Raw genomic sequence first — 20,263 nt, 5'->3', positions numbered from 1 at the left:
TGTTCTCATTTTCGTAGGCGCACCCCTACGGGCGCCACGAGGGAAGGACACGGGGATGTCGTGGAGTCGGGCCGAACTGAACGACGCGTTTGCGCACTACCAGCGAACGGTCAGCCGGTGCGTCGAACTCGGGAATTGGAACGGCTTCGCCGATCTGTTCACAGAGGACGCCACCTATGAGGAACACGCGTTCGGGAATTTCGAGGGCCGCGAGGCCATCCGGGTATGGGTCACGCGGACCATGTCGACGTTTCCCGGCAGCCGGATGACACAGTTTCCCGCGAACTGGCACGTGCTCGACGAAGAACGCGGGTGGGTGATCTGTGAGATCGACAATCCTATGGAAGATCCCGGAGACGGTTCAGTGCACGCGGCCGCCAATATCACGATTCTCCACTACGCGGGCCACAACCTGTGGTCGCGGGAAGAAGACGCGTACAACCCGCTGAATTTTCTCGCCACGGCCAAGAACTGGTGCCGCGCAGCGGAAACCGCGGGAAAACTTCCCGACGACGCTCGCGAGTGGCTCGTTCGGATGGGCGAGAAAATCTCTGGCTAGCCGCCTCGGCACAGGTTAGCGGCGGAGCGAGCCCGAACGCTCACCACTGGCCGTAATCGGGCGCGAGAATGTCATTGAGGTCGATGCCGACTCCGTCGACAGTTCTGGCATCGATTTCGTACTGGTGCAGATGAGCTTTCGGGTGGACGTACCCCTCCGGAGTGCCCCAGTCGTGCTGCCAGTACCACGACCCGAGTCCGGCGAGAATAGCCAGATCCAACGTCGGCGAGTTTGCGTAGATACCCGTATTCGCCTTGCCTACCACCGATTCCCACCCCGCGAGATACGGCGCGATCATCGTGAGGAAGTCTGCGGGCGTCGGATTGTCGTCGATCGATGCATAGATCGGCCGATTCTCGGGACCTCCGGCGGCGAGGTGGAGTTCGAGTCCACGCTCCGCGTGACGCTTTCCGGCTTCGAATCCGCCGCGCCAATCCGCCGTCGACCCCTTGCCGAACTGGTAGCACGACACGACGGACAGCCCCGCCTCTTGCAGAGCGCTCGCCTCGTCGGCGCGGAGCGGCTTGCCCACCATCCACTCGGCTCCCGGTCGCCGGTCCGACACGTAGCGGATGGCCCCGGCGTATCCGGCTGCGCTGATCGCCTCGGCGGACGGAACGCCACCCGAGTAGTCGATGAGTGTGCCGAGGCTGTCGGCGTGCGCCACCGCGCCCGACACCAGGGTGGAAGTGAGCGCGGCCACTCCGGCCACGGCCGACCCCGCGGCCGCATACCGGAACAAGTCCCGTCGAGAAATATGCACTGTGCCCCTCATATCCAATCGGTCGCGCCCCGGCGTGTCGTCGACAAGTGTTTCTGCTCAGTCGCTATGTTGTTCGGTTTGCATTCCACCACACTCACTGGTGTCCCGCCAGCCACTTGGACGACATCAGTCACACTGGACACTCCCACGGCCGGGACGCGACATCGCCCTCATCACTGCGCTGCGTCGTTGTGGCGCGCAGCCGCCTGCCGGGGCGCCGTGAGAGACCCCACGTTGCACGTTACTTCAGATAACACTTACCTTGGGGCTGTGGGGCATAGACGCCTCGCACGACAGTTCGTTCCATCGCGAAAGGGCGGTGCGTCATGAGCATTGCGGTTGTCTCGATTCTGATCGCCATCGGGCTCGCTCCACTCTTCGTGAGCGGCGGCGCAGGGCTCGACTTCCGGGCCCGCCAACTCGAATACCGGATGCGGGCCCGCCACTGAGGCAGAGAGTTACGCCTTCGCCGCGAGGGCGAGTGCGGTCGATCCCAGTTTAGGCAGACGAAGGTCGGCAATAGGCGTGAGCATGTTGCCCAGCCGATTCGTGACGAAGGCAATCGACAGGCCCGTCTCCGCGTCCGCGAACGCACCCGACCCGCCCAAGCCGTAGTGCCCGAACGTCTTTGACGGCTGGGTGCGTCTCGCCACCATGCCGGCGTGGTAGCCGAGACGCCAATTCATGGGCAGACCCAGCACGTAGTCGCGACCCGTGGTCTGCACCTCACCGAGTTGCGTCACGACATCGGGTGCGAGGAACTCGACGCCGCCCACCGATCCGCCGTTTGCCAACGCCCCGTACATCTTTCCGAGCGCGCGGGCGCTGAACACTCCATTCCACCCGGGCATAACGCTGTCGTGAACAGCCGGGTTGCGGACGAGTAGATCGAAACCTGCCGGCATTCCGGCATCAGCGACGTTGCGCAGTCCCGGAAGTCGAGACATCGCAAAGGACGTCGCGGCCCAGGGGACACCGAACGGGTTGATGTGCGGAAAGGTCCGGGCGATCCGGCCGCGTTCGTCGAGCGGAACCGCGTACCAGAAGTCTTTCACCCCGAGCGGTTCGGCGATCTCGGTTTTCACCAGCTCGGTGAAGGGCTGTCCCGACGCCCGCGACGTCACTTCGGCGATCAGCGAACCGAACGTGACCGCGTGATACCCGGGAGCGCGCAGTCGGCGGCGATCGGGGGTCGCGGCAGCCAGCGCGGCGCTGACGAGGGAGTGGTCCATCAGGCTCAGCGGTTCGGGCACCAGGCCGCGAACCCGATGGAGTCCGGCACGGTGCGACAGCAGCTCGCGTACCGTGATCGCCTCCTTACCCGCCGCTGCGAACTCGGGCCAGTACTGCGCGATAGGGACGTCGTAATCGATGAGGCCGCGCCCCGCCAGTCGGTGTAGCACCGTGGATGCGACACCCTTACCGGTGGAGAAGGTCAGCGTGACAGTGTCGCCGTTCCACTGCGTCTTCCGGCTGGCCCAGCCCGCCCAGACGTCGACGACGGGCTCGCCGTGCAGATAGACCGACAGGGCGCCGCCGCCCTGCCTCGTGTCGCGGAACAGCTGAAAGAACTGGTCCACGAGCCTTCCGAAGCGCCGGTCCACCAGCATCCCTGCCGGCGGCCGCGCCGTTCGGCCGATCAACGGCCACGGCGTTGTGGTCGTCATGCCTGTTGTCCTAACAGTCTTTTCCCGTGAGCACTGTGCACACCTACTTCCTCTGTACACACCACGGAGGCTGCGGGTGGCGGTTGGCGGCCTACGTGACCGGTTCGTGGCCATACCGCAACGGAAAATGCGCCTGAACAGCGCACGAGCACCGCTTTTGCTATTTCGGTTCGAGTGAGCGGAAGTAGTCCGAGCGGACCTCTACGTCCTCGACGAGACGGGTGGTGGTCTGCACTCCCAGCGCGTGCTCCTTGAGCAGGTCACACAGCCGGTCCCCGTCGATGAGATCGATAGGCGGTGCTCCGTCACGCTTCGACTCGGTGCGGGCGTCACCAGTGAAGGTGCCGGTGGTGATGAGTAGCCCCTTCTCGCCGCGACCAGCCATTGCGCCACGGAAGTCGCGCACGGCGCCGGCGCCGACACTGCCGTTGTGACGCTTGCACTGGAAGAAGACCGGAAAGCTGAGCAGCGACAACTGGTAGACGCCGAGACCCTCGATGTCGCCCTCTCCCCCGCGCCACGTGACGGATGCGCTCGAGAACCCCGCTTCGCGCAGCAATCGCTGCGTAAGGCGTTCGAACGCGGCGGGCGACATCTTCAGAACGGTCTCGAGGAGCACGTCTTTCCAGCCGGCATCGGTGTCGACTTCGGTGATGTTCGTTTCCGGTTCGTCGGTCCTGCGAGACGCGGCCTTGGCCGATTTTCGGGCAGCGTTCCTCTTGCGGTTCTCCGCCGAGGACTCGGCATGCAGAGGCCGGATCTGACTTTCGGTGACCTCGCGGCCCTTCTCCGTGACACTCCACACCCCGCGGCGGCTGTTCGTGAGCAGACCCATCCCCTTGAGGTGGGTGCGGGCCCACGCCAGCCGGTATTCGATCTCGGTGCTCGGCCCGTCTCCGTGCAGCACACCCTGAACGTCGGACGACAGTCCTTCACGCTCGATGACCGCGTTGTCGAGTTCTTCGTTGGACGCCGAACCACCGAGCGCAATCACGGCCTGAAGTGCTGGCCACAGGAGGTCGACGTACCGAGGAACCTGAACAATCATGGCGACAAGCATGCCGGAATCGACCGGGCCCCCCACACACCGGACCCCGATCCGTTCACCCGGGCGAATTCTGCAACTGCCGAGCCTCCTCGCGGTTCTCGAGCTGTGCCCGGTAGATCGTCTTTCCGGATCGCCGCACGATGAGATATGCGAGGGCGACGGCAACCATTCCCGGGGCCAGCACACCGATGCTGCCTGTCATCTCGGCCACCATCAACATCACCGCGAGCGGCGCCCGGGCGATGCTGCCGAAGCAGGCCATCATGCCGACGATGACGAACGGTGCCGGACTGTCGGAGACGCCGGGAGCGATCGGTTCGAGCAGGCGCCACACCGCGGCACCGGTGAATGCCCCGATCACCATGCCGGGGCCGAAGATACCGCCGGAACCACCGGACCCGATGGACAACGAGGTGGCGAGAATCTTCGCGAACGGCAGCAACAGCACCACCCACAGAGGAATGGCCGCGAGGTCGACGCGGGCCATCGATTGCTGGATCCAGCCGTATCCGCTGCCGAGCACCTCGGGTAGTGCCAGCGCCATCAGCCCGACGAGTAGCCCCCCGACCGCCGGTTTGACGATGCGACTGCCCGGCAGCCGGTGGCTCAGGTCGACGAACGCATAGAACGTCCCGCTGTACAGCAATCCGATCAGTCCTGCCAGAATTCCGATGATCGCGAACCACACCAACTGTATGGGGGATTCGAACGTGTACTCCGCCGCGGCCGCACCGAACAACGGCCCGAAACCGAGGATGCTGCCGAACACCGAGTAGCTGACGATCGAGGCGACCATGCCCGGCACGAGTACGTCGTATTCGAAGTCGTCCTTGTAGGGAATCGCGCAGCACAGCACCGCCCCTCCCAGAGGTGCACCGAAGATCGCGCCGATGCCGGACCCGATGCCCACCGCGACAGCGATTCTGCCGTCGCGGTCGGACAGGTCGAGCTTGCGGGCGAGCAGCGAGCCGAAACCTGCCGAGATTTGCGCCGTCGGCCCCTCACGGCCGCCCGACCCGCCCGACCCGATGGTGATCGCGGAGGCGACCAGCTTGACCAGGACGACGCGGATCCGGATCATCCGCGGATTGCGGTGAAACGCCTCGATCGCCGCATCGGTTCCGTGCCCTTCAGCCTCCGGCGCCAGGGTGAACACGATCACTCCGGAGACAAGCCCGCCCAGTGCCACCACGAGTGGGACGGCCCAGGGGCGGGTGAATTCTCCGCTCCCGGCTGCACCGCCGTCTCCTGCCGCAGTCGGGGGCTGATACCCGGCGAGTTCACCGAGGAGCAGATGCGTAGCCCCCGCGAGGGCGACGGAGAACACCACCGCCCCCAGCCCTGCGATTGCGCCGATCACAATTCCCAGCACGAGCCACTTCGGTAGGTAGCTCGCATTCCGGACCCACGTTGCCACCGACGTCGGGATCGACCGCACGGCCTTCGCCAGGTGCGCCACGCGGGTCACTCCAGCTTTCCGAAGACCGTCCGGCCCTCCAGAATCGTGGCGAGCACCTCGAGACCCGCGATGTCGTCGGGGTCCACGCGCAACGGATTGGCCGACAGCACCACGAGGTCGGCGTGCTTGCCGGGTGTGATCGATCCGATGGCATCCTCACTTCGCAGGTGCCATGCCGAGTTGATCGTCTCCGCTCGCAGCGCCTCGAGGACGGGAATTCGTTCCTCGGGTGCGAGGACGCGGCCCGACCGCGTCCGGCGTGTGACCGCATCGGTGATATTGCGTAACGGGTTCGTGGGAGTGACCGGACCATCGTTGTGGAACGAAATACGCTGACCGGCCGCGATGGCCGAAGCGGCTGCCGCCCAACGAGACCCGCGCTCGGCTCCGAACAGGTCGTCGACGAGGACGTCACCCCAGTAGTAGAGATGGTCGACGAACATACTGCAGGTGACGCCCAGTTCCGTCGCTCTGCGGAACTGCTCCGGTCGCATCGCGCCTACGTGCTCGAGGCGCAGACGGTGGTCTTCGCGCGGTACTTCGGTGAGCATTCTCTCCCACGCGTCGAGGACCAAGCTGACCGCGTCGTCGCCGTTGGCGTGACACGAAATCTGCCAGCCCTTCTCGAAATAGGGCCGGCTGATGTCGTGGACCTCCTCGGCCGTGTAGTTCGCCTTGCCGCGTGTTCCGGCGAGCCCCAGCGCCCGGGTGACCTCCGAGTCGATGTACGGAAAACTGGTGGCGGCGTTGCCGACCCACGGAGACCCGTCCGACCAGATCTTGATACCCACCTGCCGCAGAAGGTCGTTCCCGACACCCGGCGACACCGCAGTGGCCCGTTGAGGATTCGACATCTCGTAGAGACGCAGTCGAGTGGTGAGCGCACCGGACCGTGCGATCGCCGTCAACGTCGCACTGAATCGAGGGTCGAACGCCATCTCACTCACGGTGGTGATGCCCACAGCGTTCATTCGTGCGCATTCAGCCGCGAGAAGCTCTGGCAGCCGGGCGGTAGCGCCGGCAAGCACATTGGCGGCCACCGCCATGACGGCGGGCGCTTCGAACGCCGAACCGTCGAGTTCGCCCGACGGGTCCCTGCCGTAACTTCCCCCTTCGGGGTCGGGCGTCTCGCGGGTGAGCCCGGCGTCGCGCGCTGCGACATCGTTGAAGTAGGCGACGTGCCCGGTGTTGTGCAGGATCACCATCGACGTCTCGGGCGCAACCGAATTGAGCCATTCCCGCGTCGGAGCGGGCAACCCCTTCTGCAGCAGCGGATCCCATCCGTTGAAGACGACACCCTCCTGGTGCTCGCCGACGGCCCGGCGGACGGTGTCGACCACCGTGTCGGCATCGGCGATGGTGACGGGGCGGATGTCCACCACGGGCTCGCCGAGCAGGACGGCCGAGTTCAGCGGATGCCCGTGGGCCTCGACGAACCCCGGCATGATGCACGCGCGGTGCACGTCCACCGTTGCGGTGGTGGGTCCGATCAACGGGAACACCGCGGCGTCATTTCCGACAGCGGCTATCCGCCCGTCGCGCACAGCAACGGCCTGCGCTCGCGGCCGCGTGTCGTCCATGGTGACCACGTCACCGAACAGCACCAGATCCGCTGCCTTCTCGTCGTTCGTGCCCATCAGTGCACCCTCCCGTCAGACCGGGCGCGGGCGAGTGCCCGCACGCCGGCAGCGAGCGTCGACTGGAACTTCAGATTACAACCCGGGATGCAGGCCATAGGGAGAAATAGGCAGCAAGAAGTTCCTGTCTCGGACAGCGATGACCCGAGCACTGCCCGATGGGGTTCGCGGCGACGGCGCAGCGGGGTACTAGACGGCGCAGCGGGGCACTACCGGAGTCGGGCCACCGTCGGAGTGGGGCTCGGCCGCACCGTCATGCACTGAGCTCCGGTATCGCCGGTCAATTACCCTCGACGGTGACGTCGGCCTGGTCGACGTTCACTCCCTCACCGGGGTTCGCCGTACCGTTCACGGAAATCCGGCCTTTGTCGACACCCTGCGCGACGAGCGCGTCGGCGACCGCATTGGCGCGTTGCTCGGCGAGTGCCTCCGCCGCAGCCTCATCGGAGTTGGCGGCGTACGCCGTGATTTCGACCTTGTTGTCGCTGGCTTTCAGTGCGGCGGCCACCGCGTTGATGGTCACGCCGGAGACGGCATTGAGTTCGGCGGACCCCGACTCGAATCCGATGGGGACCGCCGAGATCGCCGAATTGATGGCGTTCTGCGTGGCCTCGCGGGCCGTGTTCACCGCCGAGGACGCGGTGGCCTGCACGCTGCTCATCGCCCCTTCCATACGGTCCGACATCGACGCCGACGTCGTCGTCGTTGCTATCGGGGCCTGATCGGAGCTGTCGTCGGTGCAGCCGGCAGCGCCTACGACGGCGAGGGCCGCCACTGCGATGCCGCTGACGAGGGTCTTGCGCATCATGGATCCCCTATACGTGTGTATTGCCGGAAGCCTTCTCGTGAGGATAGCCGCGGTGCGAGCCCTCGACGGTGGTATTCGCACGAGTCCGAGTAGATCGGCCGGGTCCGTGTAGATCCGCAATCGGCGCCGCCACCGATTATTTACTTTGCGTTCCTCGCAATTCAATCTCTCGAATTGCGATCCCCATTCGATCACGGTAAGAAGGTGGACGGCGCCCGCTCAGCGCCACAAATTCCCACGACCGAGCAAGGAGTTATCAGCATGGATCTGTCCTTCCTTTCCGAGTTCTTCACCGCAGTCTCCGACCTCGTCGGTGCCCTCGATTTCTTCTCGGGCTCCGCTGAGGCACTGAGCGGTACGGAAGAAGCCGCATAGGCATCCGCTCCACTTGGCTGGCCATTTGCGCTGGTAGCTAGCTCGACAGCACGCGACGGTGCTCGCCCGTTCCTTGGGAGAGCACCGTCGCTTTGTCATTTCCTTGGCAATTATCGGTGCACGTAAACGCAAATCACAAGCGTGTAACGGAACCCTGCGCGCGCATCAACACTCGTGATCGTCGAGCATCAATTGCTATTTTGGTCGAACGACCAGTTGCATAATTCCCAAGATCAACTTTCTTCGCCGAAGATTAATTCACTCAATCCCCCGCCTTTGCGCATGCCGCGTGCCGGCAGGCAGCTCACCCGGCAGATTGAGTGCACATCTGTACACTCAAACCTCATGACCAAATCCGAGCTGCGGCGTCGATCCGAAATACAGGCACTCGCCCGGCTGGCCCTCGACGAAATCGGGGGCGCGGCAGACGGCATCGGGTCCATACACCGCGCCATCGCGACCCGCATCTTCGCCGGCATCCGCGCAGGCCTCGGGCCTTCGGTGCTACCTGTGCAGTCGCTGCACGACGCTCTCTCCGACGCGATCTACACCGCTGTCGCGAGCACCGCTCGCGTCGGCGGCGCTCTGGCCGGACATCTGCTCGACCTGCCGACTTCCGACAACGTCCCGCCGTCGCAGACGAAAGCCGGCGCTCAGGCGATCGCCATCATCTCGGGCCTGATCGGTGACGTGCTGGAAACGGAGGGCTCCCCCCTCGCGGAACCGATGGCGGTGCGGGTCGACGGGGCAGCTGTCCCCGTGGACAGCGGCGCGCTCGCAGCAGCGTTTCCCGAGGCGAGCCCACGTATCGTCGTCTTCCTCCACGGCCTCGTGGAAACCGAGAGTGCGTGGACGCTCGGCGGAAGGCCGACCTACGGCGAACGCCTCGAAACCGATGCAGGGTTCACAGCGCTGCAGATCCGGTACAACTCAGGACGCCACATCTCCGACAACGGGAAGTCCTTGTCCGAACTTCTCGACACGCTGACCGCGCGGTGGCCGGTCGAGATCGAGTCGATTGCCCTGGTCGGGCATTCGATGGGCGGACTGATCGCCCGTAGCGCCTGCTACGCCGCCGCCAAGGACGATCGACCATGGGTACAGCAGGTACGGCAGGTCGTGAGCCTCGGATCCCCACACCTCGGGGCGCCGCTCGAGCAGGCGGTGCACTACGTGAGCGCGGCGTTGGCGGCACTGCCCGAGACGCGTGCGGTCTCCGGATTGCTCCGTCGGCGGAGCGCGGGTATCCGCGACCTCAATCAGGGGTCGCTGGTCGACGAGGACTGGCGCGACCGCGACCCGGACGCGCTACGCGCGGCTGCCTGCAACGAGGTGCCCCTGCTCGAGGGCGTGATGTACTTCTTCGTCTCCGCCACCATCACGCGAAGTCCCAGGCATCCCCTGGGACGTCTGCTCGGTGACGGCATGGTTCTCGTGCCGAGCGCATCGGGCCGCAATAGAACTCGGATGATCGGGTTCCGCGAGGAGGACGGGATGCACCTGGCCCCCGCGAACCATTTCACGATGCTCAACCACGACTCGGTGTACGAGAAACTTCTCGGCTGGCTGACGTCCGCGACACCGGAGTCGGCCGGAAAGCCCCCGAACCCCCCGGCCGACTCTGGTCGTCACGAACTGGAGTCGTGATCGCATCAGGTTAACGCGACTCGGGCCGGCCGTCGGCTGTCTGTTTTCCCAGACTCCGCGGAGCACCGGTTATGTTGCCTCACAGGCTTCGAAAGCCGATCAGGCCATCGTCGTCTGCCACACGATGGCGGCCGCAAGCGCGCCTGCACCGTTCAACGACCAGTGCAGCGCAATCGGCGCGATGAGGCTACCGCTTCGGCGGCGCAACCACGTGAAGACGACGCCCGCCGCGGCGGTGGCTACGACCGCGGCGAGAACGCCGAGTATCTGACCGAGCAGCCCACCGCCGAGGAACCCTGACAGTCCCTTGTTCCCCGAGGTCAACCCGAGCGAAGACGCGATGTGCCAGAGGCCGAACAGAAGCGACCCTGCCGCGAAGACTCCGCGCGCACCGTAGACGCGCTCCAACGTTCCGTGGAGGACACCGCGGAACGCGAGTTCTTCCGGGATGACGGTCTGCAACGGGATCACGATCATCGAGGCGATGAGCGCCCCGGAGAGGGTGGCATACCGGTCGGCCATGAAGAACGGGCGAGTGATGGGTAGCGCTGCGCCGATCGCCACGACACCGATGACGATGGCCATCGCGGCCAGGGCGTACACCGACCCACGCCGCAAGTGGCGGGGTGAGAGTCCGAGTTCGGCCCAGCCGAGCCCTCGGCGACGCGTGAGAACGAGGAGGACAACGGCGGAGATGGGGACGGTCGCGATACTCGCCCACACGGTGGTGAAGTGCGCGATCAGGTTGGTGGCCGCGAGGACGATCACCACGATCGCGATGTCGAGGTAGGCGTGCAGCACGGGTTTGCCCGCGCGCTCGTCGCCGGATCCGGGTTCGACGGCAGTCACACAGCCAGCTGGTGAGGTCATGAGGTCAGCCGCAGTCGTTCGTGTCGTCGCATCAATTCAAGTGTACGGATTTGTCTGTGAGAACCCTGTGACAGCTATTTGAGAAACCCTGTGACAGGGGCCACAACGTCGCCCCCGGCCTCTGCCGCCTCACGTAGCCGCGTCTAGCCTGAGTACGAACTTCACACCCCTCGCTGTCCAGGAGATAGAATGGCCGACTTCCTCTACGAGGACTTGCTGCCGATCGGTGACGACCCCACCGAATATCGGTTGCTGACCACCGAGGGGGTGTCGACCGTCGAAGGACCGGACGGCCGCACCTTCCTGTCCGTCGAGCCCGAGGCCCTTCGCCTCCTGACCGAGACCGCTCTCCACGACATCTCGCATTACCTGCGCAGCGACCACCTGACGCAGCTGGCGAGCATCCTGGACGACCCGGAAGCCTCCGGCAACGACAAGTTCGTCGCCCTGGACCTGCTCAAGAACGCGAACATCTCCGCGGCGGGCGTCCTCCCGATGTGCCAGGACACCGGCACGGCGATCGTCATGGGCAAGCGCGGTCAGCACGTCCTCACCCCGGGTGACGACGAGAAGGCCATCGCGCGGGGTGTGTACGACGCGTACACCCGGTTGAATCTGCGCTACTCCCAGAACGCTCCGATCACCATGTGGGAGGAGAAGAACACGGGAAGCAACCTTCCCGCGCAGATCGAGCTGTACGCCGACACCGCGGCAGGTCACGAGAACTCCTACAAGTTCCTGTACATGGCCAAGGGCGGCGGCAGCGCCAACAAGTCGTATCTGTTCCAGGAGACCAAGGCCATCCTGAACCCGGACGGCATGATGCGGTTCCTCGAGGAGAAGATCCGAGCGCTCGGCACCGCCGCCTGCCCGCCGTATCACCTCGCGATCGTCGTCGGCGGTACCTCGGCCGAGTTCGCGCTGAAGACCGCGAAGTACGCGTCCGCGCACTACCTCGACGAGCTTCCGAACGAGGGTGCGATCACCGGTCGCGGCTTCCGGGATCTCGACCTCGAGGAGAAGGTGCTCGAGCTGACCCGCCAGATCGGAATCGGTGCGCAGTTCGGCGGGAAGTACTTCTGCCACGACGTCCGCGTCATCCGCCTTCCGCGGCACGGTGCGTCGCTGCCTGTCGCACTCGCCGTGTCCTGCTCCGCGGACCGCCAGGCCAAGGCGAAGATCACTCCTGAGGGCGTCTTCCTCGAGCAGCTCGAGTTCAATCCCGGCCGGTTCCTCCCCGAGGTCACCGACGCCCAGCTCGACGCCGAGACCGACGGTGTGTCCGGTACCGGCAAGGGTGCCGCAGTGAAGATCGACCTCACCAGGCCGATGCCGGAGATCCTTGCCGAGCTGTCGAAGCACCCGGTGAAGACTCGCTTGTCGCTCACCGGCCCGCTCGTTGTCGCCCGCGACATCGCGCACGCCAAGATCAAGGAGCGACTCGACGCCGGCGAGGACATGCCGCAGTACCTCAAGGACCACCCGGTGTACTACGCCGGCCCTGCCAAGACCCCCGACGGCATGGCGTCCGGTTCCTTCGGACCCACCACCGCCGGTCGCATGGACTCCTACGTCGAGCAGTTCCAGGCGGCGGGCGGCTCGATGGTCATGCTCGCGAAGGGCAACCGCTCCAAGCAGGTCACCGATGCGTGCAAGAGCTACGGCGGCTTCTACCTCGGGTCGATCGGCGGTCCCGCGGCGCGTCTGGCCCTCGACTGCATCAAGAAGGTCGAGATAGTCGAGTACGAAGAGCTCGGCATGGAAGCGGTGTGGAAGATCGAGGTCGAGGACTTCCCCGCGTTCATCGTCGTCGACGACAAGGGCGAGGATTTCTTCGCCGGTGTCTCGACTCCCACCCTCACCATCGGCAAGCGCCCGGGGCTCTAGGCGCTCCGCGCTCGTGCGCCTTTCTGGTAGCTGGGACTACCGAAAAGGCGCACGGGCGGAAGCCAGGGCAGTCAGCGTTTCGGCGCTGCTGTAGCGGGGCTGCCAGCCGAGGTTCTTCTTCGCCTTCGAGGTCTCCATCACCACGGACGTGCGCCCGGTGTGCAGCCATTCCAACATGGCCGGCACCGCCGGGAGCCATTCGAGGGCTGCCGAGGTGGCCTGCGCGACGGCCAAGGGGATTCGAACAGGCCTCGCACCCAACGCTGTCGCCACCTCGGACAGCGACACGGTTCCGTCCCCGGCGATGTTGTAGGCGCCGGGCGGTGCGTCCGTCGTGACCGCCGCGTCGATCGCCGCGGCCACGTCGTCGTGATGGACCAGTTGCAGCGGGATGCCGGGGTCGGGAAAGAGCGGGCGCGGAAGGGGCAGCGCACCGACGACCTTCGTCACAACTCCGGGGAGGCGATCGGCGACCTGACGCCACGGCATGGCGTCGGCCAGCGCGGTGGCGGTCGGTCCGGCGACGATGCACGGCCGGAGCACGAACACCTCGAGCCCGTTGCCGTCGGTGATTTCTGCCAGCACCGTCTCGAGTTCGGCCTTCTGTTCCGAGTAGTAGTGCTGCCGGGATCCTCGGGTGGGCACGTCCTCGGTGAGCGGGGTCGGATTGTCGGAGTGATACCCGTAGGCCGCCACCGAGGAGGTGTACACCAACCGGGTGGGGCGGGCGGCCGCGACAGTGGCTTCGAAGACGTTTCGCGTTCCGGTGAGGTTGATCCGATTGCTGTCGGCTCGCGATCCCATGATGAGGAATGCGAGGTGAACAACCACATCGGCTTCACCGACGAATCGCTCGACCGCGGCGCGGTCGAGGATGTCACCTTGCCGATATTCCGTCTTGGTCCATCCGCGCTCGCCTGGGTCGAACGGCCGTCGCGCCATGCCGAGGATCCGGTCGACGGTTGGGTCGTTCTCGAGCGCGGCAACCGCGGCGAGGCCGATCTCGCCAGTGGGGCCGGTGACAGCAACGGTGATGCCCATGGGTTCCACATTTCCCCGCGGAGGCCGTATCGAAACTTCCGCCTCGGTGCGGCCGAGCACGCTGTTAGCGTGGTCGGCAGACTCTGCACGGCAACCGAGGGGACAGCCATGACGTTCAGTCTTGCTCTCACGCCAGCTCAGAAGGATCTCGTCGAGCGGACGCACAGTTTCGCCGAAGACGTGATCCGGCCGGTCGCCGCCGAGTACGACCGCAAGCAGGAGTTCCCGTGGGACGTCCTCGAGAAGGCGGCAGCAGAGGGGTTCTACAGTCCACTGTTCTACCGCGACCTGATCGGTGATCCGACGGGATTGTCGTTGCCGTTGTTCATGGAGGAACTGTTCTGGGGTTGTGCAGGAATAGGACTCGCGGTCGTGATGCCGGCGCTCGCCTTGTCGTCGATCGGCCAGGCCGCGACTCCGGAGCAGATGCTCCGGTGGGCACCCGAGTGCTTCGGGCAGCCGGGAAACCTGAAACTCGCGGCCCTGTGCATCTCGGAACCGGAGGGCGGAAGCGACGTGCGGAACTTGCGGACCACCGCGACGCGGGACGGTGACGAATGGATCATCGAAGGTCACAAGATGTGGATCGGGAACGGCGGCATCGCGGACGTGCACGTCGTCAATGCGACGGTCGACCCCGACCTCGGTCATCGTGGACAGGCCCTGTTCGTCGTGCCCGGCGGCACGCCGGGCATCGAACTGGTGCGCAAACTCGACAAGCTGGGGTGCCGCGCGTCCCACACCGCCGAACTGAAATTCCATCAGGTGCGGGTGCCGGCGGATCATCTCCTCGGCGGTGACGACAAGCTGCAGAGCCGCATGAAGAAGGCTCGCGCAGTGCAGGAGGAGGTCGCGACAGGTGCACCGCGCCGGAAGTCGGCGACACTCGGCACGTTCGAGCAGACGCGTCCCATGGTTGCCGCGCAGGCGCTGGGAATCGCCAGGGCAGCACTCGAATACGCAACCGAGTACGCGAACCGTCGCGCCGCCTTCGGCGGTCCGATCATCGACAACCAAGGCATTTCGTTCCCTCTTGCCGAACTCGCCACCGAGATCGATGCGGCGCGGCTGCTGACGTGGCGGGCGTCATGGATGGCTGCGGCCGGCGTCGAATTCCGGCACGGCGAAGGCTCGATGGCCAAGCTCGCGGCCTCGGAGGTCGCGGTGAAGATGACGGAACGCGCACTGCAGACGATGGGGGGCTGGGGTTACATCAGCGACCACCCCGTGGAGAAGTGGTACCGGGATGCCAAGCTGTACACCATCTTCGAGGGCACCAGCGAGATTCAGCGGATGGTGATCGGGCGGGCACTGGGAGCAGCAGACGGCGCCCCTCCCCTGCATTTCGATCAGGCGACCGAGGGAACCGCTTTCAATCGGCGCTTCGGCCGGGGCACGTCGGTGCGCACCAGGGCCGGGGAATTCGCGATGTCCATGAAGGATCGGATGCCCGAGTCGGCGCAGCGACTGGCGATGCGCGTACTGGCGCCGCCGAAGAAGTGATCAGGTCCAGAGTGCGGCCACCAGAACGGTGACGACGGCCAAACCCCCGACCACGTGCACCAGTCCCGGCTTCTCCTGCCCGCGTTTCTGCCTGCCGCGCAGAATTTCGGCGAGCGCCACCACCACGAGGGACAGCAGAAGTTTCACACCGATCTTGACGTGGTTGTACTCCTTGTCGAGTGCCCCTTCACCGAGTCCGACGAGGATCAGTCCAGTGACGAACTGGAGTCGGGCACCCCACACGATCACCTCGGAGATCCGCGGAGCCGACAACACAGCGAAGTAGCCACCCACGAGTGCAGCCATGCCGAGTAGGTGGCCTACGAAAACGATGTTGTACACGACGGACATATGCGGAAGCCTAGCGGCCGAATCAGACCTTCACGATGCCCGCCTCGATCGCGGCCTCCCGGTACGACGCGGCGAGAGTAGTGACGGTTTCGTGCGCGTTGAGCCCACTGGGATTGGGCACCAGCCACAGGGCGGCCCCCTCCAGATCACCGGGCTGCCTTCCCTTCTTCGCCGCACGCTCGCGGAACGCCGTCCGGTATGCAGTAATTCCGGCAACCGCTACGACGTGCGGGCGGGTGCCGCGCACCACCGCGCGAAGTCGCTCGGCGCCGACCGCCAACTCGTCGGCGGTCAGCTCGTCGGCCTTGGCGGTGGCGCGCACCGCCAGATTGGTGATGCCGACTCCCCGCTCGATCAGATGGTCCCGGTCGGCGTCCGACATCCCCGCGGTGGGGTCGATAGACCGGTCGATGATTCCGGCAGCCAGCAGAGCCGGGTAGAACCGGTTACCCGGTCTCGCGAAGTGCGCCCCGGTGGCGGCGGTCCACAGTCCCGGGTTGATACCGACGAAGAGTAACCGGCATCCGGGTCCGATCAGGTCCGGAACTTCTGCGTCGCGGTACGACTCCAGCTCGGCACGGGTGAATCTCACAGTCGGCCGGCACCCATGAGACCCGCAACGGTGTCGGCGAGCGTCTCCGCCGAAGCGCGGTACTCGACACCGAGTTCCACCTCACTGGGCCGGTCGTCCGTGTCCGGCATCCGCGTGTAGTACTCCATCGCCGCTTCGGACACCGGCGTGTCGAAGGGAACGAATCGGTCGACCACATCGACGAGGCGTCCGACGAGGCGCAGCGCGCTGTCGGGAACCGGCAGGATACCCATCCTCCGTCCGGTGACGGAGGCGAGCATGTCTGCCACTGCGCTGATCGGGAGCCGGGGACCGCCGAGCATGAACCGTCGGGGGCCGTGCCCCGGCTCGAGCAGGGCGGCGTGTGCTGCCGCCACGTCCCGCACGTCGACCATCGTCCACGCCGCACTCCGCCCGGGCAGAAACCGCAGTCGGACGGCGGCCTCGACTCCCTGCGCCGCCTCACCGAACTGGTCGCCCGCGGGCGGGCCGATCACCATCCCCGGGTAGGTGATGGCGATCGGCGCACCGCCCGCCTGCAGGTCACGCGCATACTCCTCCACTCGGGCCTTGCTCTGCCCATAGGCGTCCGAGGGACCGCACACGGGCAGGTCCGGGGTGAGCAGGTCGACCCCGGGCTGGAACAGTGCGGCGATACTCGAGACGTAGACGACGGGATCGCAGCCCAATTCGATCGCCGTTCCGAGCACGTTCCGAGCACCGGCGAGGTTGGTCTGCTTCATCTCCTCGGCCCGACGCGGGTCGACCGCGACGACGGCGGCGGCGTGGACCACCGCGTCGCAGCCGTCCAACGCACGCCGCACCGAATCCGGGTCGGTGATGTCTCCGACCACGTGATCCGAGGTGTCGAGACCGAGCTTCGCCGCGCTGCTCTCGAGTCGAGCAGGATTCCGGACGAGGAAACGCACGTGGTGACCGGCGTCCACCACCGCCTTCGCGCTCCATGCCCCGATGAATCCTGTTCCCCCCGTGACCAGAACTCGCAAGGTGTGTTACACCGTCCCGGCGAGGCGATTGGCGAGGAGACTCGTGAAGTGCGCGGGATCGTCGAGTTCGCCACCCTCCGCCAACAACGCCATCCCGTAAAGGATTTCGGCCGTCTCCTTCAGGCCCGGATCCTCGCTACGTTCGGCGTGCGCCGTCCGCAGAGCCGTCACCAGCGGGTGCTCCGGATTCAGCTCGAGAATGCGCTTGCTGGTCGGCACCGGCTGCCCGGAGGCGCGATACATGCGTTCGAGCGCCGGTGACATGCTGAAGGCATCGCCGACCATGCAGGCCGGGGAGGTGGTCAGTCGCGTCGACAACCGCACCTGCTTGACATGCTCGTCGAGAGCTTCGGTCATCCAGGTGAGCAGGTCGGCGAAGTCCTTTTCCTTCTCCTCCCGCTCGGACTCGTGAGCCTTCTTGTCGTCCTCGGTGTCGAGATCGACTTCTCCCTTGGCGATCGACTGGAACGACTTGCCGTCGAACTCCGGAACCGCGCCTACCCACATTTCGTCGACGGGGTCGGTGAGCAGCAGCACCTCGATGCCTTTTGCACGGAAGGCTTCCATGTGGGGCGAACTTTCGAGCAGCTGGCGCGACTCGCCGGTCGCGTAGTAGATCTGCTCCTGACCTTCCTTCATCCGCGATACGTAATCCTCGAGCGACGTCAGCTGGTCGTCGCTGTGAGTCGACGCGAAAGACGAGATGGACAGCAGCGTTTCACGGTTGTCGGTGTCGGACAGCAGGCCTTCCTTGATCGCCCGGCCGAATTCGTTCCAGAAGGTGCGGTACTCCTCGGGGCGCTCGTTCTTGATGTCTTTGATCGTCGACAGAACCTTCTTCGTGAGCCGACGGCGGATGGCCCGGATCTGCCTGTCCTGCTGGAGGATCTCGCGAGAGACGTTGAGCGACAAGTCCTGGGCGTCCACGACGCCCTTGACGAAGCGCAGGTACTCCGGCATGAGCTGGTCGCAGTCGTCCATGATGAAGACGCGTTTGACGTAAAGCTGCACACCGACCTTGGCGTCCCGCATGAACAGGTCGAACGGGGCGTGGGACGGGATGAACAGCAGCGCCTGGTACTCGAATGTGCCCTCCGCCTTCATCGGAATGACTTCGAGGGGATCGTCCCAGGCGTGGGCGACGTGCTTGTAGAACTCCTTGTACTCCTCCTCGGAGACCTCGTCCTTCGAGCGGGCCCACAGGGCCTTCATGGAGTTGATCGTCTCGTCCGAGATGGTGACCTGTTCCTCGCCGCCTTCCTCGGCGGGCGGGGTCTTGCGCTCCACCTGCATCCGGATCGGCCACGCGATGAAGTCGGAATAGCGCTTGACGAGTTCCTTGATCTTCCATTCCGACGTGTAGTCGTGGAGGTGATCCTCGGTGTCCTCAGGCTTGAGGTGCAGCATCACGGAGGTGCCCTGCGGCGCGTCGTCGAGTGTTTCGATGGTGTAGGTGGCCTCGCCGGCGGACTCCCAGCGCGTGGCCGAACTCTCCCCCGCCTTCCGGGTCACCAGCGTGACCTTGTCGGCGACCATGAACGAGGAGTAGAACCCGATGCCGAACTGACCGATCAACTCTTCGGAGGCGGCGGCGTCCCGCGCCTCACGCAGCTTGCTGCGCAGTTCCGCGGTGCCGGACTTGGCCAGCGTGCCGATGAGGTCGATCACCTCGTCGTGCGACATACCGATGCCGTTGTCGCGGATGGTGAGTGTGCGCGCTTCTTTGTCCGTCTCGATCTCGATGTGCAGATCGGAGGTGTCGACGTCGAGGTCCTTGTTGCGGTAGGCCTCGAGACGGAGTTTGTCCAACGCGTCGGACGCATTGGAGATCAGCTCGCGCAGGAACGAGTCCTTGTTGGAGTAGATCGAGTGGACCATGAGGTCGAGCAGCTGACGAGCCTCCGCCTGGAACTCGAGCTGCTCGCGGCGCGGTGCGCCGCTCTCCACCGTTTGTGCGTTCACTTCGATTCCCTTCGACAGCAGAACCCTGGACACAGAGTCGTTTTTCGGAATGATATCCCGCCGGGATACGGCGATTTCATGGTGTCGGCATGGCGGGTTCAGCGGTATCCGGTGACGTCGGCGGGCATGCCGGCGTCCTGTACTTCGTCCATGTATCGCCAGCAGTCGGGCCGACTACCGTCGAGGTCGTCGAAGTCGTACACCCTCGCCAGTTGGCCGCTCGACAACGACTGCCCGTTCCACCTCGACACCTCCGGATCCTGGGCGAGCGCCGCCACCGCCCGTCCGACGAAGGCGGGACTCTCGGAGATCGCGAAATGCGGGACACGCTCGGTGGCGTCACGCCAGTTCGCCTCGGTGACACCGAACGCCTCGAGCATCATCTCCGAGCGCAACCATCCCGGCGTGAGCGACACCGCCGTCGCCCCGTGGGGCGGGAGCTCGTGCGCCAGCGCGAATGCCATTCTGTTCACCGAGGCCTTCGCCAGGTCGTAGAAGAAGGACACCCGGTAATGGGCGGAGTTGTAGTCGTCGGTTCCGTCGGTGACCTCGACCACCAGCCCGCCCGGAGTCTCGATCAGCAGCGGAAGAGCGAAGTGACTGGTAACCGCGTGGGTCTCCACGCCGTGTCGCAGATAGTGGAGGCCGATGTCGAGGGAAGACTCCCAAACCGTCTTGTCCCACTCCATGGTGGTGGCGCCCCAGATGTCGTTGACCAGCACGTGCAGGGCACCCTGTTCGTCGCGGATGCGGTCGACGAGGGCGCGCACCTCGCCCCGCACCAAGTGATCGACCCGGACAGCGATGCCTCGTCCACCTGCCTCGTCGACGAGTTCGGCGGTCTCCTCGATCGTCTCCGGCCGGTTCATCTCGGACGGCTGGGTGCGAGTGGTACGCCCGGTGACGTAGACGGTGGCTCCCGCGGCACCCAGTTGCACCGCAATGCCACGGCCCGCTCCCCTGGTCCCTCCGGCCACCAGGGCAACCTTGCCCGTCAACGGCTTCTCCATGTCTCGAACCTAACGCCCGTCGAGGCCGCCCGCGGAGGTTATTCGAATACGACTCGACGACCTGCCGAGCCGGTCGCGGAAACGTAATCTACTTCTGT

General features: G+C 65.4%; 18 protein-coding genes. 5 read left to right on the top strand and 13 right to left on the bottom strand.

From position 1 onward, the window contains the following. Positions 1-55: 55 nt before the first annotated feature. Entirely contained in the window at positions 56-559 is a 504-nt protein-coding gene (locus tag ACH49N_RS12740) for a nuclear transport factor 2 family protein (protein ID WP_159925374.1), read from the top strand. 40 nt (positions 560-599) lie between these two features. Here ACH49N_RS12740 and ACH49N_RS12735 read toward each other — a convergent pair whose 3' ends face one another. After that, positions 600-1,334: a DUF1906 domain-containing protein gene (locus ACH49N_RS12735; RefSeq protein WP_109331950.1), complete on the bottom strand. Its 735-nt coding sequence runs from the start codon at positions 1,332-1,334 to the stop codon at positions 600-602. Between the two features lie 314 nt (positions 1,335-1,648). On the opposite strand from ACH49N_RS12735, the gene ACH49N_RS12730 reads away from it, so the two are divergent. Continuing rightward, a complete protein-coding gene (locus ACH49N_RS12730; RefSeq protein ID WP_268962523.1) occupies positions 1,649-1,771 on the top strand; it encodes a hypothetical protein in 123 nt (40 codons plus the stop codon). Positions 1,772-1,780: 9 nt separating this feature from the next. Here ACH49N_RS12730 and ACH49N_RS12725 read toward each other — a convergent pair whose 3' ends face one another. From ACH49N_RS12725 to ACH49N_RS12705, 5 genes are all read right to left on the bottom strand, one after another. Further along, on the bottom strand, positions 1,781-2,989 hold the full coding sequence (locus tag ACH49N_RS12725; RefSeq protein WP_159925372.1) for a serine hydrolase: 1,209 nt from the start codon (positions 2,987-2,989) through the stop codon (positions 1,781-1,783). 160 nt (positions 2,990-3,149) lie between these two features. Further along, the gene (locus tag ACH49N_RS12720; RefSeq protein WP_358272978.1) at positions 3,150-4,049 is read right to left on the bottom strand and encodes a restriction endonuclease; all 900 of its coding nucleotides are present in this window, start codon (positions 4,047-4,049) and stop codon (positions 3,150-3,152) included. A gap of 43 nt (positions 4,050-4,092) precedes the next feature. After that, positions 4,093-5,505 carry a chloride channel protein gene (locus ACH49N_RS12715; RefSeq protein ID WP_317767883.1) on the bottom strand — a complete coding sequence of 471 codons (1,413 nt, stop codon included), beginning with the start codon at positions 5,503-5,505 and terminating at the stop codon, positions 4,093-4,095. Further along, positions 5,502-7,133, bottom strand: coding sequence for an amidohydrolase (locus ACH49N_RS12710; RefSeq protein ID WP_358272718.1), 1,632 nt, complete (start codon positions 7,131-7,133; stop codon positions 5,502-5,504). The genes ACH49N_RS12715 and ACH49N_RS12710 overlap by 4 nt, the downstream gene beginning before the upstream one ends. Before the next feature lie 280 nt (positions 7,134-7,413). Then, positions 7,414-7,941, bottom strand: a complete 528-nt coding sequence (locus tag ACH49N_RS12705; RefSeq protein ID WP_236603282.1) for an OmpA family protein — start codon at positions 7,939-7,941, stop codon at positions 7,414-7,416. Between the two features lie 720 nt (positions 7,942-8,661). Here ACH49N_RS12705 and ACH49N_RS12700 point away from each other — a divergent pair. Continuing rightward, positions 8,662-9,963, top strand: coding sequence for an alpha/beta fold hydrolase (locus ACH49N_RS12700; RefSeq protein WP_358272716.1), 1,302 nt, complete (start codon positions 8,662-8,664; stop codon positions 9,961-9,963). A 99-nt stretch (positions 9,964-10,062) separates the two neighbouring features. On the opposite strand, the gene ACH49N_RS12695 is transcribed toward ACH49N_RS12700, so the two are convergent. Next, the gene (locus tag ACH49N_RS12695; RefSeq protein ID WP_159925362.1) at positions 10,063-10,833 is read right to left on the bottom strand and encodes a type II CAAX endopeptidase family protein; all 771 of its coding nucleotides are present in this window, start codon (positions 10,831-10,833) and stop codon (positions 10,063-10,065) included. Between the two features lie 189 nt (positions 10,834-11,022). On the opposite strand from ACH49N_RS12695, the gene ACH49N_RS12690 reads away from it, so the two are divergent. Continuing rightward, positions 11,023-12,720 carry a fumarate hydratase gene (locus tag ACH49N_RS12690; protein WP_109331958.1) on the top strand — a complete coding sequence of 566 codons (1,698 nt, stop codon included), beginning with the start codon at positions 11,023-11,025 and terminating at the stop codon, positions 12,718-12,720. A gap of 36 nt (positions 12,721-12,756) precedes the next feature. On the opposite strand, the gene ACH49N_RS12685 is transcribed toward ACH49N_RS12690, so the two are convergent. Continuing rightward, a complete protein-coding gene (locus tag ACH49N_RS12685) occupies positions 12,757-13,761 on the bottom strand; it encodes an NAD-dependent epimerase/dehydratase family protein (RefSeq protein ID WP_358272713.1) in 1,005 nt (334 codons plus the stop codon). A gap of 108 nt (positions 13,762-13,869) precedes the next feature. Between ACH49N_RS12685 and ACH49N_RS12680 the strand changes: the two genes are divergently transcribed. Further along, positions 13,870-15,264, top strand: a complete 1,395-nt coding sequence (locus ACH49N_RS12680; RefSeq protein ID WP_358272711.1) for an acyl-CoA dehydrogenase family protein — start codon at positions 13,870-13,872, stop codon at positions 15,262-15,264. On the opposite strand, the gene ACH49N_RS12675 is transcribed toward ACH49N_RS12680, so the two are convergent. The 5 genes from ACH49N_RS12675 to ACH49N_RS12655 form a co-directional block, all read right to left on the bottom strand. Beyond that, positions 15,265-15,615 (bottom strand): hypothetical protein, encoded by a 351-nt coding sequence (locus ACH49N_RS12675; RefSeq protein ID WP_109331972.1) that lies wholly within the window; start codon positions 15,613-15,615, stop codon positions 15,265-15,267. It abuts the gene before it with no gap. Positions 15,616-15,637: 22 nt separating this feature from the next. After that, entirely contained in the window at positions 15,638-16,207 is a 570-nt protein-coding gene (locus ACH49N_RS12670; RefSeq protein WP_159925356.1) for a mismatch-specific DNA-glycosylase, read from the bottom strand. Beyond that, positions 16,204-17,193, bottom strand: coding sequence for an SDR family NAD(P)-dependent oxidoreductase (locus ACH49N_RS12665; RefSeq protein ID WP_358272708.1), 990 nt, complete (start codon positions 17,191-17,193; stop codon positions 16,204-16,206). The genes ACH49N_RS12670 and ACH49N_RS12665 overlap by 4 nt, the downstream gene beginning before the upstream one ends. A 6-nt stretch (positions 17,194-17,199) precedes the next feature. Further along, positions 17,200-19,140, bottom strand: coding sequence for a molecular chaperone HtpG (gene htpG / locus ACH49N_RS12660; RefSeq protein WP_358272977.1), 1,941 nt, complete (start codon positions 19,138-19,140; stop codon positions 17,200-17,202). A 113-nt stretch (positions 19,141-19,253) separates the two neighbouring features. After that, on the bottom strand, positions 19,254-20,165 hold the full coding sequence (locus tag ACH49N_RS12655) for an SDR family oxidoreductase (protein WP_358272707.1): 912 nt from the start codon (positions 20,163-20,165) through the stop codon (positions 19,254-19,256). Between the last annotated feature and the right edge of the window lie 98 nt (positions 20,166-20,263).

Source organism: Rhodococcus sp. NPDC019647 (assembly GCF_044389235.1).
Taxonomy (GTDB): Bacteria; Actinomycetota; Actinomycetes; order Mycobacteriales; family Mycobacteriaceae; genus Rhodococcus_F; species Rhodococcus_F oxybenzonivorans.
Note: the sequence above shows the minus strand (reverse complement) of the source record. Positions and strands in the feature narration are given on the sequence as shown.

What these genes read in the sequence shown, in the direction of transcription:
- ACH49N_RS12730 (WP_268962523.1), top strand. Translation starts at nt 1,649, where the DNA reads ATGAGCATTGCGGTTGTCTCGATTCTGATCGCCATCGGGCTCGCTCCA.
- ACH49N_RS12675 (WP_109331972.1), bottom strand. Translation starts at nt 15,615, where the DNA reads ATGTCCGTCGTGTACAACATCGTTTTCGTAGGCCACCTACTCGGCATG.
- ACH49N_RS12705 (WP_236603282.1), bottom strand. Translation starts at nt 7,941, where the DNA reads ATGATGCGCAAGACCCTCGTCAGCGGCATCGCAGTGGCGGCCCTCGCC.
- ACH49N_RS12655 (WP_358272707.1), bottom strand. Translation starts at nt 20,165, where the DNA reads ATGGAGAAGCCGTTGACGGGCAAGGTTGCCCTGGTGGCCGGAGGGACC.
- ACH49N_RS12725 (WP_159925372.1), bottom strand. Translation starts at nt 2,989, where the DNA reads ATGACGACCACAACGCCGTGGCCGTTGATCGGCCGAACGGCGCGGCCG.
- ACH49N_RS12700 (WP_358272716.1), top strand. Translation starts at nt 8,662, where the DNA reads ATGACCAAATCCGAGCTGCGGCGTCGATCCGAAATACAGGCACTCGCC.
- ACH49N_RS12690 (WP_109331958.1), top strand. Translation starts at nt 11,023, where the DNA reads ATGGCCGACTTCCTCTACGAGGACTTGCTGCCGATCGGTGACGACCCC.
- ACH49N_RS12720 (WP_358272978.1), bottom strand. Translation starts at nt 4,049, where the DNA reads ATGCTTGTCGCCATGATTGTTCAGGTTCCTCGGTACGTCGACCTCCTG.
- ACH49N_RS12740 (WP_159925374.1), top strand. Translation starts at nt 56, where the DNA reads ATGTCGTGGAGTCGGGCCGAACTGAACGACGCGTTTGCGCACTACCAG.
- ACH49N_RS12695 (WP_159925362.1), bottom strand. Translation starts at nt 10,833, where the DNA reads ATGACCTCACCAGCTGGCTGTGTGACTGCCGTCGAACCCGGATCCGGC.
- ACH49N_RS12680 (WP_358272711.1), top strand. Translation starts at nt 13,870, where the DNA reads ATGACGTTCAGTCTTGCTCTCACGCCAGCTCAGAAGGATCTCGTCGAG.
- ACH49N_RS12710 (WP_358272718.1), bottom strand. Translation starts at nt 7,133, where the DNA reads ATGGGCACGAACGACGAGAAGGCAGCGGATCTGGTGCTGTTCGGTGAC.
- ACH49N_RS12685 (WP_358272713.1), bottom strand. Translation starts at nt 13,761, where the DNA reads ATGGGCATCACCGTTGCTGTCACCGGCCCCACTGGCGAGATCGGCCTC.
- ACH49N_RS12735 (WP_109331950.1), bottom strand. Translation starts at nt 1,334, where the DNA reads ATGAGGGGCACAGTGCATATTTCTCGACGGGACTTGTTCCGGTATGCG.